At 63.7% G+C, this 13,165-nt stretch carries 9 protein-coding genes; 7 read left to right on the plus strand and 2 right to left on the minus strand.

Annotation, left to right across the window (positions count from 1 at the left end; all coding sequences use genetic code 11):
- Positions 1 to 7 precede the first annotated feature (7 nt).
- Together AABE10_RS15180 and AABE10_RS15185 are read left to right on the plus strand one after the other, a co-directional pair.
- Positions 8 to 952, plus strand: coding sequence for a pseudouridine-5'-phosphate glycosidase (locus AABE10_RS15180; protein ID WP_342934096.1), 945 nt, complete (start codon positions 8 to 10; stop codon positions 950 to 952).
- A 367-nt stretch (positions 953 to 1,319) separates the two neighbouring features.
- Positions 1,320 to 3,053 (plus strand): pyrrolo-quinoline quinone, encoded by a 1,734-nt coding sequence (locus AABE10_RS15185; RefSeq protein ID WP_342934097.1) that lies wholly within the window; start codon positions 1,320 to 1,322, stop codon positions 3,051 to 3,053.
- A 33-nt stretch (positions 3,054 to 3,086) separates the two neighbouring features.
- On the opposite strand, the gene AABE10_RS15190 is transcribed toward AABE10_RS15185, so the two are convergent.
- On the minus strand, positions 3,087 to 4,115 hold the full coding sequence (locus AABE10_RS15190; RefSeq protein WP_342934098.1) for a LacI family DNA-binding transcriptional regulator: 1,029 nt from the start codon (positions 4,113 to 4,115) through the stop codon (positions 3,087 to 3,089).
- 150 nt (positions 4,116 to 4,265) lie between these two features.
- On the opposite strand from AABE10_RS15190, the gene AABE10_RS15195 reads away from it, so the two are divergent.
- The 3 genes from AABE10_RS15195 (at position 4,266) to AABE10_RS15205 (ending at position 7,568) form a co-directional block, all read left to right on the plus strand.
- Positions 4,266 to 4,808 carry a gluconokinase gene (locus AABE10_RS15195; RefSeq protein ID WP_342934099.1) on the plus strand — a complete coding sequence of 181 codons (543 nt, stop codon included), beginning with the start codon at positions 4,266 to 4,268 and terminating at the stop codon, positions 4,806 to 4,808.
- Positions 4,809 to 4,883: 75 nt separating this feature from the next.
- Complete coding sequence (locus AABE10_RS15200; protein ID WP_342934100.1) at positions 4,884 to 6,227, plus strand: MFS transporter; 1,344 nt, start codon at positions 4,884 to 4,886, stop codon at positions 6,225 to 6,227.
- 111 nt (positions 6,228 to 6,338) lie between these two features.
- On the plus strand, positions 6,339 to 7,568 hold the full coding sequence (locus tag AABE10_RS15205; protein ID WP_342934101.1) for a porin: 1,230 nt from the start codon (positions 6,339 to 6,341) through the stop codon (positions 7,566 to 7,568).
- 112 nt (positions 7,569 to 7,680) lie between these two features.
- Here the strand turns inward: AABE10_RS15205 and AABE10_RS15210 are convergent, their stop codons facing one another.
- Positions 7,681 to 10,413: a UPF0182 family protein gene (locus AABE10_RS15210; RefSeq protein WP_342934102.1), complete on the minus strand. Its 2,733-nt coding sequence runs from the start codon at positions 10,411 to 10,413 to the stop codon at positions 7,681 to 7,683.
- 467 nt (positions 10,414 to 10,880) lie between these two features.
- On the opposite strand from AABE10_RS15210, the gene AABE10_RS15215 reads away from it, so the two are divergent.
- Entirely contained in the window at positions 10,881 to 12,146 is a 1,266-nt protein-coding gene (locus AABE10_RS15215; protein ID WP_342934103.1) for an ABC transporter substrate-binding protein, read from the plus strand.
- Positions 12,147 to 12,289: 143 nt separating this feature from the next.
- Positions 12,290 to 13,165 carry a branched-chain amino acid ABC transporter permease gene (locus AABE10_RS15220; RefSeq protein ID WP_342934104.1) on the plus strand — a complete coding sequence of 292 codons (876 nt, stop codon included), beginning with the start codon at positions 12,290 to 12,292 and terminating at the stop codon, positions 13,163 to 13,165.

Below are 13,165 nucleotides of genomic sequence, written 5' to 3' on the forward strand. Positions count from 1 at the left end.
CGTCCACATGGCTGCTGACCTTGCACACTCCTGGCTGACTTTCAGCGCGCGTGTCGACGCCGCGCGGGCTGCGCGCCGCCCGCTCGTAGCGCTCGAATCGACGATCATCGCGCATGGCATGCCATACCCCGAGAACGTGCGCACGGCGCGCGAAGTGGAGGCCCTGATTCGCGAGCTGGGCGCCGAGCCCGCGACGATCGCCGTCCTGGGCGGACGAATCCGCATCGGCCTTTCAGACGACGAACTGGAACGGCTCGGCCACTCGGAGGGCGTGCACAAGGTCAGCCGCCGCGATCTGCCTGCCGTGCTCGCGAGCGGCGAAACGGGCGCGACGACGGTAGCGGGCACGATGATCTGCGCGGCGCTTGCGGGCATCGAGGTATTCGTGACGGGCGGCATCGGCGGCGTGCATCGCGCCGCATCCGAGACCTTCGACATTTCCGCCGATCTGCAAGAACTGGCGAAGACTTCGGTGGCGGTCGTGTGCGCCGGTGCGAAATCGATACTCGACATCGGACTCACGCTCGAATATCTGGAGACGCACGGCGTGCCCGTGCTCAGTTGCGAGCAGGACAATTTCGCGGCGTTCTACACGCGCGACAGCGGCTTTCGCGCGGACTACAGGCTCGACGATGCGCGCGAGCAGGCACGCTTCATCCGCACGAAGTGGGACTTGGGCCTGGCGGGCGGTGTCGTGTTGAGCACGCCCGTGCCGGAAGCGGCGGCGATGCCGTCCGCGGAGATCGACGCGATCACACGCCAGGCGCTCGCGGATGCCGCCGCGCAAGGCGTCAGCGGCAAGGCGGTGACGCCTTTTCTGCTCGCGCGCATCAAGGCGCTGACGGGCGGACGCAGCCTCGCGACGAACATCGCGCTCGTGAAGCACAACGCGGAAGTGGGAGCGAGACTTGCGTTGGCGCTGTCGCGCGCGGACCAGGGCGCGTCTGCATAATCACCGTTGTGCGATCGGGCTTCGTTTCGATCGTGCGAGCATGTCCGTGGGTTTTTGCTCGCGCGATGATTTTGCCCGCTGCGCAATGCCATCGCTCATCGGCTTCTTTCACCGCTATAGCCGCGAATCAAAACAGCGATAGGCGTGCATGACGGTTCGGGCACGCGCATTGCTCAGCAACGTCGGCGGATGCGTTGCGAACACGTTCGTACAGAACGCAGACCTGGGCCACGCCGGATCGACGATATGTCGAATGATGCGGCCGGCCTCCCTTAGTGGCCTTATATGGCGATTGCCGTCGCGCGGGCGGATAATCGTCGACAGCCCCGCATAGTCAGCGGGGCTTGCTTGATTGTGGGGTGGACACATGAAAGCTCACGGTCGCAATAGCCTGATTTGCGCGGTGCTGATCGCCGTACTGTATGTCGGTTGCAGCGGTGGTAGCGGTGGAGATAGCAACAGTGCCAGCACCGGCGGAGGTTCGGGATCGAGCCCAGGTTCAGGATCGGGATCGGGATCCGGATCGGCGCCAGGATCAGGATCGGGATCAGGTAGCGCGGGAAATCCGCCGGCGACTGCGGCTCCGACGGTGGACGTCGTCACCTATCACAACGACATCGCGCGCACCGGCCAGCAATTGCACGAAACGAAGCTCACGCCCGCGAACGTGAATTCGTCCTCCTTCGGCAAGATCAACAACTATCCCGTCGATGGCAAGGTCGACGCCGAGCCGCTCTATCTGTCCAACGTATCGATTGCGGGCGGCACGCACAACGTGCTGTATGTCGCGACGGAGAACGACAGCGTCTATGCGTTCGACGCCGATACGGGCGCCCAGCTATGGAAAGTCTCCGCGCTCGGCAATGGCGAAACGCCGAGCGATTCCCTCAATTGCTTTCAGATCTCGCCGATCATCGGCATTACGTCGACGCCCGTGATCGATCGCGCGCGCGGGCCGCACGGCGCGATCTATCTGGTGGCGATGTCGAAGGATGCGTCGGGCAACTATCATCAGCGCATTCACGCGCTCGACCTCACGACGGGCGCGGAACTGTTCGGCGGCCCGACGACGATCGGCGCATCGGTCCCCGGCAGCGGGCCGAACAGTTCGGGCGGTACGCTCACATTCGATCCGAAGCAGTACGCGGAACGTCAGTCGTTGCTGCTGCTGAACGGCAATGTCTACACGGGCTGGACGTCCCACTGCGATATCGCGCCGTATAACGGCTGGGTGATCTCCTATAGCGCGGATACGCTGCAACAGACGGGCGTGCTGAACCTCACGCCGAACGGCACAGGCGGCGCGATCTGGATGAGCGGCGCGGGCATGGCGTCGGACGGACAGTCGATCTATTTCCTCGACGCCAACGGCACGTTCGATACGACGCTCGACGCGAACGGGTTCCCGGTGAACGCCGACTTCGGCAACGCATTTATCAAGCTGGGTGTGGCCAATGGCCCAAAGGTCACGGACTATTTCGTCATGTCGAACACCGCGACGGAATCGCAAGCCGACGAGGACCTGGGTTCAGGCGGCGCGCTCGTGCTGCCGGATCTGACGGACGCAAGCGGCGTTGTCCGTCACTTCGCGCTCGGGGCGGGCAAGGACGCAATTATCTATGTGGTCAATCGCGATTCGATGGGCAAGTTCAACCCGAGCGCCAACAATCTTTTTCAGCAGATCAGCGGACAACTGACGGGCCCTGAGTTCGGCATGCCAGCGTATTTCAACAATACGGTTTACTTCGGTTCGATCGGCGACAGCATCAAGGCGTTCGGCGTGAGCGGCGCAGGGCTGACGACGACGCCGACCAGCCGCACGCCGACGAGCTTCGGCACGCCCGGCGCGACGCCGAGCATTTCCGCGAACGGCAACGCGGGCGGAATCGTGTGGGCGCTCGAAAACGGCGACATCGCGGTGCTGCATGCGTACGACGCGACGAATCTCGCCGTCGAGTTGTACAACAGCAATCAGGCCGCGAGCGCGCGCGATCAGTTCGGCGCGGGCAACAAGTTCATCACGCCGATGATCGCGAACGGCAAGGTGTATGTGGGCACGCCGAACAGCGTGGCCGTGTTCGGCTTGCTGGGCGGGGGCTAGGCGACGCTTGGGCGTTCGCGACGGCGATTGGCATCACGCGCTTTCGCGCACGACCAGTTCGAAGCCGAGATCGACGACGGGCGAGGCGACCGGCTCGTTGCCGATCATCGACAGCAGCAGGTTGGACGCGATGCGTCCCACTTCCACTCGCGGCGTGCGCACCGTGGTCAGGCGCGGCACGCAATCGGCGGCGCCCGCAAGATCGTTGAAGCCGACTATCGCCACACGGTCCGGAATCTGGATACCCTGGCGTCGCGCTTCGAACAGCGCGCCTTGCGCAAGGTCGTCGTTGCCGAAGAAGATGCCGTCGACGTCCGGCCGCCGTTGCAGCAACTGGCGGAACAGGTCGCATCCGAGCCCGATCGACGACGGCGACGGCGTCAGCACTTCGAGGTCGGGATCGTACAGGCCCTTGCGCTGCAGCGTCTCGCGAAAGCCCTCTCCGCGCTGCATCATCCGCGAGTCGAGCTGCGCGGCGGCAAACGCGTTATGACGGCAGCCGCGCGCAATCAGATGCTCCGCGACGGCTTCACCGGCGCGCGCCTGCGAGAAGCCGACGCAATGCACGCCCTCCGCCTCTTCGAGTTCCATGATGTGTACGCAAGGCACGCCGCTCGCGTCGATCAGACGGCGTGCGCTCTCGGTTCTGTCGAAGCCGGTCACGATCAGGCCGCTTGGCGGCGACGCGAGGTAATGGCGGATCAGGTCTTCTTCGGCGTTGCGCGAGTAGTGCGAATTGCCGATCAGGATTTCGTAGCCGCGCGGACGCAACACCGTATGGATCGACTCGAGCACGTCGACGAACACTGCGTTCGACAGCGACGGAATCACGACGGCGACGGCATCGCTGCGCGACGACGCGAGCGCGCGGGCGGCGGGGTTGGTGACGTAGTTCAGTTCGGACGCGGCGGCTTTGACCCGTTCCACATAATCGGGTCCGACCGAACCCAGGCCGCGCAGCACGCGCGATGCCGTAATCGTGCTGACGCCAGCAAGCCGGGCGACCGCTTCGAGGGTCGGCCGGCCCGTGCTTCGGGTTTTCCTGAGTGTCGATGTCGCCATGATCGATTTAGGATAGCGCTGTCTTGCATCCCGCGCAACAGCGTTCAACCGGTGGCGACGAGCCGCCGGGCAACGCAAGCGCAACGGTCGCAGGACATCATTTTTGTCTGTACGAGATAGCGCTATCTCGAAAGCTGAAAGGAGTCGCATATGATCGGACACGTTTCATCGCTCGTTGTCATGGGTGTCGCCGGGTGCGGCAAAAGCAGCGTCGCGCAGGCGCTTGCGGCCAGCCTCGGCGGGGTGCTGATCGAAGGCGATGCGTTCCATCCGCAAGCGAACGTCGACAAGATGAAGCGCGGCATTCCGCTCACCGACGACGATCGCGCGGGCTGGCTCGACCGCCTCGCGGAAGAACTCGAACGCGTCGCGAGCCGTGGGGAGCGTGCCGTGCTCGCGTGCTCGGCGCTGAAGGAGCGCTATCGCAACCGGCTGCGCAACGCGACGTCTTCGCTGGGCTTCGTGTTTCTCGATCTGCCGCAGCGCGAAGCCTTGCGGCGCGTGGCGCAGCGCGACAGCCACTTCATGCCCGCGTCGCTCGTCGAAAGCCAGTTCGCCACGCTCGAGCGTCCCGTTGCCGAGCCATTGACGCTGACGCTCGACGGCACGCGTTCGCTTCCCAGTCTCGTCACCGAGGCCGTCGCGTGGTGCGGCAGTTCGCGACTGCAGCCTGCCATTATGCGGGCCGCGTGAGATAGCGCTGTCTCTATTTTCTGCTCTGCGGGCCGTCCCAAAAGGCCAAAACGATAACTTTTCAAGGAGACCATGATGGCAATCGCATCAGGGCAACGCGTTCCCAACCGGCGCTGGGTCATCGGCCTGTTGCTGGGCATCGGCGTGCTCATCAATTACTTCGACCGGATCAACCTGTCGGTGGCGGCGCCGCAGATGAAAGAGGCGTTCAATCTGTCGCCGGCCGATATGGGCCTGCTGTTCAGCGCGTTCTTCTGGCCGTATGCATTGCTGCAAGTTCCGGCGGGGCTTTTTCTCGACCGCTACGGCGTGACGCGCGTCGGCCGTTGGGGCGCGTTCCTGTGGGGCGTGGCGTCGGCCATCACCGTTTTCGCGAGCGGATTCGGCGGCGTGTTCGCGGCGCGCGCGGTGCTCGGCGTCGCGGAAGCGCCCGGCTTTCCCGTCAGTTCGAAGGCGACCGGCTACTGGTTTCCACGCAAGGAACGCGCGCTGGCGACAGCCATCTTCGATGCCGCGGCCAAGTTCTCGAATGTGATCGGCGTGCCGCTGGTCGCCGTCGTCGTCGTGAACGCGGGCTGGCGGTGGGGATTCGGCGTCACGGCGCTGTTGAGCCTCGCGTATTTCGTCGCGTTCCTCGTCATCTATCGCGATCCGAGCAAGGACAGCAAGCTCTCTCCCGCCGAGCTCGACTACATCCAGAAGGGTGGCGCGACGCCCGAAGGCACGTCGGGCGCAAGCGTGTTCGGCATGCTCGGCTACCTGCTGACCAAGACCAAGGTCTGGGGCCTGACGATCGGTTTTGCTGCCTACGGCTACTCGTTCTATCTGTTCCTGACGTGGCTGCCGGGCTATCTCGTCCAGACGATGCACATGAGCATTCTCAAGTCGGCTGGCTTCGCGGCGATTCCGTGGGCCGTGGCGACGGTGACGGATCTGGTCGTCGGCGGCTGGCTGATCGACCATCTGATCGCGCGCGGCAAGGACGAGACGCGCGTGCGCAAGGCGGTGCTGGTGACGGGGATGCTGTTCGGCCTCGCCGTCTTCGGCGCGACGCAGACGACGAATCCCGGATGGGCGATTTTGTGGATCTCGATTGCTCTCGGCGGTCTCGCGGCGGCTGCGCCCGTCGGCTGGTCGCTTCCGTCGCTGATTGCACCGAAGGGCGGCGTCGGCACCGTCGGCGGCATCATGAACTTCGCCAATAACCTGATGGGCGTCGCCGCGCCGATCGTAACCGGCTTCATCGTCGGCGCGACGAACTCCTTCACCAACGCGTTCCTCGTGGCGGGCGTCATCCTGGCCGTCGGCATCGTGTCGTTCGTGTTTGTGATGGGGCGCATCGAAGCGATTCCTGAGCCGGACGATTCCGACGAAGCAACGGGCCGCACCGTGACGAAAACCTCGACGCCGGCGAGCTGAGACGCGCAACACAGTGGCGCGAAATTACATCGGTTTGAAAGCCTGATCGACTGGCAGGCGCAGAACAACGAATCAATAACAGCCTCGATGAGGCATCAGGAGAAAAACGCAATGAAAAAGAACCGTCAACGGCGCCTCGCAGGTCTGGCGGCAGTCGCTTCCGTTGCTACGGCGGCGGCTGCACCCGCGTTCGCGCAAAGCAGCGTGACGCTGTACGGCATCGTCGATAACGGCATCGGCTATCAGTCGAGTTCGACGACGCTCGGCTCGACGTCGGGCGGTCACTCGGCGTTCAAGATGATCACGGGCGTGTGGGCGGGCAGCCGCTTCGGTCTGAAGGGCGCGGAAGACCTGGGCGGCGGTACGAAGGCGATCTTCACGCTGGAAGAGGGCTTCAGCGCGAACAGCGGCGCGATGTCGACGACCAACCTGATGTTCAGCCGCCAGGCCTTCGTCGGCGTGACGAATGCCACGTATGGCACGCTGACGGCGGGCCGCCAGTATGCGTCGTACTACCAGCTGCTGGCGCCGTATAGCCCGACGACGTGGCTCACCGGCTTCTACGGCGCGCACCCCGGCGACGTGGATGGCCTCGACACGATCTATCGCGCGAACAACACGCTGCTGTATATGTCGCCGCAACTGTATGGCTTCAAGTTCAGCGGCTCGTACTCGTTGGCCGGCGTGCCGGGCAGCGTGAACCAGGGCTCGACGTGGAGCACGGCAATCCAGTATTCGCAGGGGCCTGTCGGCGTTGCAGTCGGCTTCTCGCGGATCAACAACTCGACGGTCGGCGGCGGCGCATTCGGCGCCGATTCGACGACGTCGAATGCGGGCGCGCAGACGGGTGTTTCGGCTGTGACCAACGGCTATCGCACGGCGCAGGCGCAGCAGCGCTTCGCAGTCGGCGCGGGCTACACGTTCAACAGCCAGTTCGACATCACGGCGACGTACACGAACGTGCAGTACATTCCTGGCGCCGGCTCGGCGTTCCACAGCGAGGCGATCTGGAACACGGGCGGCGTTGTGCTGCACTGGAAGCCGACGGCCGCATGGGATTTCGCGACGGGTTACAGCTACACACGCGCGACGAAGGCCAACGGCATCACGAGCACCGCACAGTACCAGCAGTTCAACCTGTCCGAGTACTACTCGCTGTCGAAGCGCACGGGACTGTATGCGTTGCAGGCCTATCAGCGCGCGAACGGCCAGACGCTCGGCAACAACGGCGCAGGCAACATCATCAACGCGACGGCGACGCTCGGCGACGGCTTCAACTCGACGCCTTCGTCATCGCGCAGCATGGTCGGCGTGGGCGTGGGAATGGTGCATCGGTTCTGATGCCGCTTGCCGTACCTGAAGCAAAACAGGGCGCCGCGCTAGCGGCGCTTTGCATTTCACGCACGCGTCATTCTTTGTCGGGAGCGGGGCGCATCCGAAAGCACACGCAACGTCAGCGATGCTCCGGCCGCCCGGCGCCGAGCGATTCGAGAAGCGGCCTGAGCGCGTCGAGTTCCGCGCCGAAGCCGCTCCAGTCTCCTGCTTTGAGCCGTTCGAGCGCGCGGTTATAGTGCGCGAGCGCTTCGCGGGCGCGTTCGTCCGCTGTGCCGGGAGGCTGCGCTGCCGTTGGCGCGGTTTGCTCGAAGAGCGCCGCGAGTGCTTTCGCGAGGGTCTCTTGCATCACGACACGGTCCCCGTATGCGGCGATGACCCGCTTCAGTTCGGGCAACTGCCCCGACGCTGCGCGCAGATAAAGCGGCGACACATAGAGTATCGAATTCTCGATCGGCACGACGACGAGGTGCCCGCGAATGACGCGCGAGCCCATCTGGTTCCACAGTGAAATCTGCTGCGAGATTTCGGTGTTCTGCTGGATGCGCGCCTCGATCTGGAATGGCCCATACACGAGCTTGTCCTTTGGGAACGTGTAGACGATGAGCTTGCCGTATTCGGGCGGATCGCAACGCGCCGCGAGCCACGCGATCATGTTTTCGCGCTGACTGGGCACCATCGGCAGCAGCAGGACGAACTCGGCGCGTGCCTCGCCGGGCAGCCGCATGATCATGTAGTACGGCGCCATCCGCGCGCCCTGGGCGTTGCCCGCATCGATGCCGCCCGGTTCGCGCGGGAATTGCCACAGATCCTCGCGGTTGTAGAAGACTTCCGGCGCTTCCATATGGTAGGTGCGGTAAAGCTGCGCCTGAATCAGAAACAGATCTTCCGGGTAGCGGATATGTTGCCGCAGGTCTTGCGGCATTGCATCGAGTGGCTTGAAAAGTGCGGGAAAGATGCGCTGCCAGGTTCGCAAGATGGGATCGGCGGGATCGCTGACATAGAAATCGACCGTGCCGTTATACGCGTCGACGACGACCTTGACCGCGTTGCGGATGTAGTTGGTGCCGTCGCCAGTGGCTGGCTGCGAGTACGGATACCAGTGGCTGACCGTGTACGCATCCAGTATCCAGAAGAGCCGGCCGCCGCTCACGACGATATAGGGATCGTGATCGAAACGCAGGAACGGCGCGATCGTGCGCACCCGGTCCAGAATGTTGCGATGGAAAAGAATCCGGCTTCTTTCCGTGATGTAGCTGGTCAGCAGAATGTTGGGATCGGCGAACTGCCACGCAAAGAGGAAGCGTCGCGCGCTGCTGCCGATGCCGACTCCGTCGCGCCCGCCATACGCCGCGTACACGTTGTCCTTCCCGTGAGGGAAATCGAATTCCGGCACGCTGCCTTGCACGATCACATAGTCCTGATCGCCTTGACCGAAATAGAGGCGCGGTTCGCGAACCGTCGGGCCGCCGTTGGCAACGGGCGGAATGTCCTGCAGATAGAGCGACGGCAAGCCTTCAGTCGATTTCTCGGTGACGGGCGACATCACGACGCCGTTGCCATGCGTGAACAGCAGGTGCAGGTTCACCCAGGTTTGCGCATTGGCCGGAAGCATCGACGTATCGAGTTCGCGCGCGGAGAGCATCACCTGTCTGTAGCCGGCGTCGAGCGCGTAGCGGTCGATGTCGACGGAAAGAAAACGGTAGTACGTCCTGATCTCCTGCAACTGCGCATAGGTATCCATCAACGGCTGCACATCCCACAGACGGATGTTGTCGATGGTTGCGCGATTGGCCTGTAGCTCGTTGAGATTCAATCCCTGTTCCGCGGCAAAAGGCCTGGCCGTGATGCGTGTGAGCGCGTAGGCCTGCCGGGTCAGCGCGATATTGTGTTTGATATAGGGCGTCTCGAGCCTGAGTTCGCTCGGCTTCACATAGAACCGTTGATAAAGCGCCGGATAGATCGCGGCGAACACGAACGAGCCGCCGAACACCAGCAGCGCCGATGCGATGGCGATGCAATAGCTGCGCCGGCGCATGTTGGCCCACGAAGCGATGGATGCGGCGGCGGCAAGGCCCATGAGCAGCCACAGCACGGGCAAGCCGACGTGGATGTCGGTATAGCCCGCGCCGACGACGACGCCGTTGTCGTCATAGAGCAGCAGAAACCGGTCGAGCCAATAAGACCCGGCCTTTACCGCGAAGAACAGCGCGAGCAGCGCCGAGCCATGCATGGCGGCGGCTCGCGAGAGGCCGCGCGGCGGCTGTTCGACTGCGATGTCGCCGCGCACGCCATAGATCACGCCTGCAACGATGGCGCTGCAAAACAGCACGCGCAGCAGCCAGTTCTTGAACGCCACATAGACGGGCAGCGAGAACACATAGAAGCCGATGTCATTGCCGAAGATGGGGTCGCGTTCGCCAAACGGCACCTGATGAAGGTAACGAAGCACGAGGTCCCAGTTCGACGCTTCGAAGGCTGCAAGCAGCAGCCCGAGCAGCGCGGCGGCGCCGGCGATGGCCCAGCGCCAGCCAATGCGCGGCATCACGCGGCCGGTGTGCTCGTCGATGATTTCCAGCGTGGCCGACGAGGGTTCGAAGCGCCTTGCATTACGATGCGCGAGCAACCCGGACAACGCGATCGCTGCCGCCGAGGCGACGAACACGGCGGCGAACAGAAGCACTCTGGCGTCGAGGACCGTCCAGAACACGCGGGCGTAGCCGATCGAAGCAAACCACATCCAGTCGACCAGAATCCGCGTGATGCGCCCGATGATGATCAGGCTGACGATGACGGCGGCAACGGTGATCGCGGTGCGTCGGATGCGCACGCGTGGAGTCACTTGCGAGGGCATCGTCCCTCCTTTGCCGGGCGCAGTGCGCGCGACCCGTGCACGACCAATGGTGCACGACCAATACGCGACACGCCCGGTCGGACAGTGGCTCGATGTTGACGACCGCACATTCCTGCGCGTCGCGCACGGTCCGATTGTAGACCGCCCGTCACACGGCCGCTGCGCGCGTCATGCGAGCGCATCGCGAAGCAGTGCAGCATGAGCGGCGTCATCTGTCCCGTTGTACCGGACATGCGCAACTGCTCTCGCGTTCCGGCAGAAATCTTGACAGTGCCGACCTGAATGCGCGCCGCGCTTTTTTCGCTTTGCACCATCGCAACGGCAGCGCCGCCCTAATCGTAACTACCGATGTAGTGCGTCGAAAGCCGATGGTACTGTTGTGCGCGCACCCTTAATAGCCGTAATCAATAGCTGCAATGTGTCTGGCAGATGTCGCTCCCCGATCGTAAAGCATTGGAGAAGAGAACATGTCCAAGAACAAGATGTGGCGGGAACTGTATCGCGTCGTCGCGACGGGTACGGTGGTAGCAGGGCTTGGCCTCGCGGCCACGGCGTATGCAGCAGGGGACCCGATCAAGATCGGGGTCATCAGCGAGGAGTCCGCGGTGGCGGGCGCTTCGATCAGCAAGTCCGCGCAACTCGCGGCGGACGAAATCAACGCCCACGGCGGCGTCGACGGCAGACCCATCCAGATCATCGCCTACGACGACCACTCGTCGGCCTCCGACGGCGTGCGCGCGTTCCAGCGCGCCGCGAATCAGGACAAGGTGGTGGCCGTGATCGGCAGCTACATCAGCGAGGTCGCGCTCGCGATGGAGCCCTGGTCCGCGCGTCTGAAGATGCCGTTCATCACGCCGGGCGCGGCGAGCAACGACATCTCGAAGCAGGTCCACAACGACTACGACCACTACAAGTACACGTTCCACGGCTGGATGACGTCGGCGTTCATCGCGCAGTCGATCTGCGATTTCTCGCACGACATACTGGTTGGCCAGTTCAAGATGAAGACGACGGTCGTGATGAGCGAGGACGCCGCGTGGACCAAACCGCTCGACGATCGCTACCTCGAATGCCTGCCGAAGGCGGGGCTTCAGGTGCTCGATCACATCCGCTTCAATCCCGACACCTCCGACTTCACGCCGATCTTCAACCAGATCGAGAGCAAGCACCCCGACACGATCACGACGGGCATCAGCCACGTCGGCGTGCAGCCCACCGTGCAATGGCACGACCAGCAGGTGCCGATTCCGATGACGGGACAAAGCTCGCAGGCCACGACCACGAGTTTCTGGAAGGACACCAACGGCGCGACGGAAGGGGTCATCACGGCATCGGCGGCGGCGCCCGGCGTCGCAATGACGCCGAAGACGGTGCCGTTCGTCGATGCGTATCAGAAGAAATTCGGCGTGTCGCCCGCGTATTGCGGCTTCACAAGCTATGACCTCGTCTACATCCTCGCGGATGCGATCAAGCGCAACAAGGGCTCGACCGATCCCGACAAGATGGTCGACGCGCTCGAGAAAACGGACTATGTCGGCACGATCGGCCGCTGGCAGTTCTACGGCAAGAACGACCAGTTCACTCATGCGCTGAAGTACGGGCCGGGCTATATCACGGGCATCAACCTGCAATGGCAGGACGGCAAGCAGGTCGCGATCTGGCCGAAGTCGGTGGCGAACGGGAAGGTCAAGTTCCCGGCCTTCGTCAAGGTGCAGCAGGCGTCCGCGAACTAGCCGCGCGACGCTCATGCAAGCTGCGGTGCTCCCGCACCGCAGCGACGGTTCACGCGTTCGACGACGCAAGCGCGATCCGTCCCGACAGATAGTGCATCCGTACCTCATCGACAATCAAAGTCATCGACAATCAAAGGCCGGGCATGCTGCCACTGCAGATTCTTATCGACGGCTTTGCAATCAGTTCGCTGTATGCGTTGGGCGCAATCGGCTTCACGCTGATCTTCGGCGTGTCCGGCGTGCTCAATCTCGCGCATGGCGGCGTGATGCTGGTGGCCGCGCTGATGGGCTGGATGCTCGCGGGCGAAGCGGGCCTCGGCACATATCTCGGTACGCTGCTCGGCGTGCTGGCGGGCATGGTCGCCGCGTACATCACGTATCTGATGGTCGTGCGGCCGATCCAGCGGTCGGGCGCGATTCCGCGCGAGGAGAAAGAGATCTTCGTGCTGACGGGCACGCTGCTGTGGGGCATCATGATCCAGCAGGGCATGGCGTGGCTCTTCACCGACAACCCCGTGACGATGCGCCCGCTCATCGGCGGCGTGGCGAACATCGCGGGCGTGCGCACGCCGTTCAACGAGATCATGATCGCCGTCGTGTGCTGGGTCGTGATCGGCCTGCTCTGGCTGTTCGTGAACCGCACGCGGATGGGCAAGGCGCTGCTCGCGGCGTCGATGAATCCGCGCGGCCTGACGCTGCTCGGCTTCGAACTGTCGCACATCTACCTGCTTGCATGGACCATCTACGGCGTGCTGGCGGGCATCGCGGGCGTGCTGCTCGCGTCGTTCCTCGGCGTGAGCACGAACAACACGGGACAACTGACGGCGAGCGCGTTTTCGATCGTCGTGCTCGGCGGACTCGGCAGCGTGTCGGGCTCGCTGATGGCCGCGTATGTCGTCGGCTATCTGGAGACGATCACCGCCTATCTCGTCGCGCCGACGCTGCGGCCGCTGCCCGCGCTGATTCTTCTGGTGCTCGTCGTGTACGTCAGACCGCAAGGCTTTCTCGGACGGCGCTAA

The sequence above is a fragment of the Paraburkholderia diazotrophica genome (assembly GCF_038900755.1).
Taxonomy (GTDB): domain Bacteria; phylum Pseudomonadota; class Gammaproteobacteria; order Burkholderiales; family Burkholderiaceae; genus Paraburkholderia; species Paraburkholderia diazotrophica_A.

Coding starts and splice junctions, on each gene's coding strand:
- AABE10_RS15220 (WP_342934104.1), top strand. CDS start 12,290: ATGCTGCCACTGCAGATTCTTATCGACGGCTTTGCAATCAGTTCGCTG.
- AABE10_RS15185 (WP_342934097.1), top strand. CDS start 1,320: ATGAAAGCTCACGGTCGCAATAGCCTGATTTGCGCGGTGCTGATCGCC.
- AABE10_RS15205 (WP_342934101.1), top strand. CDS start 6,339: ATGAAAAAGAACCGTCAACGGCGCCTCGCAGGTCTGGCGGCAGTCGCT.
- AABE10_RS15200 (WP_342934100.1), top strand. CDS start 4,884: ATGGCAATCGCATCAGGGCAACGCGTTCCCAACCGGCGCTGGGTCATC.
- AABE10_RS15215 (WP_342934103.1), top strand. CDS start 10,881: ATGTCCAAGAACAAGATGTGGCGGGAACTGTATCGCGTCGTCGCGACG.
- AABE10_RS15210 (WP_342934102.1), bottom strand. CDS start 10,413: ATGCCCTCGCAAGTGACTCCACGCGTGCGCATCCGACGCACCGCGATC.
- AABE10_RS15180 (WP_342934096.1), top strand. CDS start 8: ATGGCTGCTGACCTTGCACACTCCTGGCTGACTTTCAGCGCGCGTGTC.
- AABE10_RS15195 (WP_342934099.1), top strand. CDS start 4,266: ATGATCGGACACGTTTCATCGCTCGTTGTCATGGGTGTCGCCGGGTGC.
- AABE10_RS15190 (WP_342934098.1), bottom strand. CDS start 4,115: ATGGCGACATCGACACTCAGGAAAACCCGAAGCACGGGCCGGCCGACC.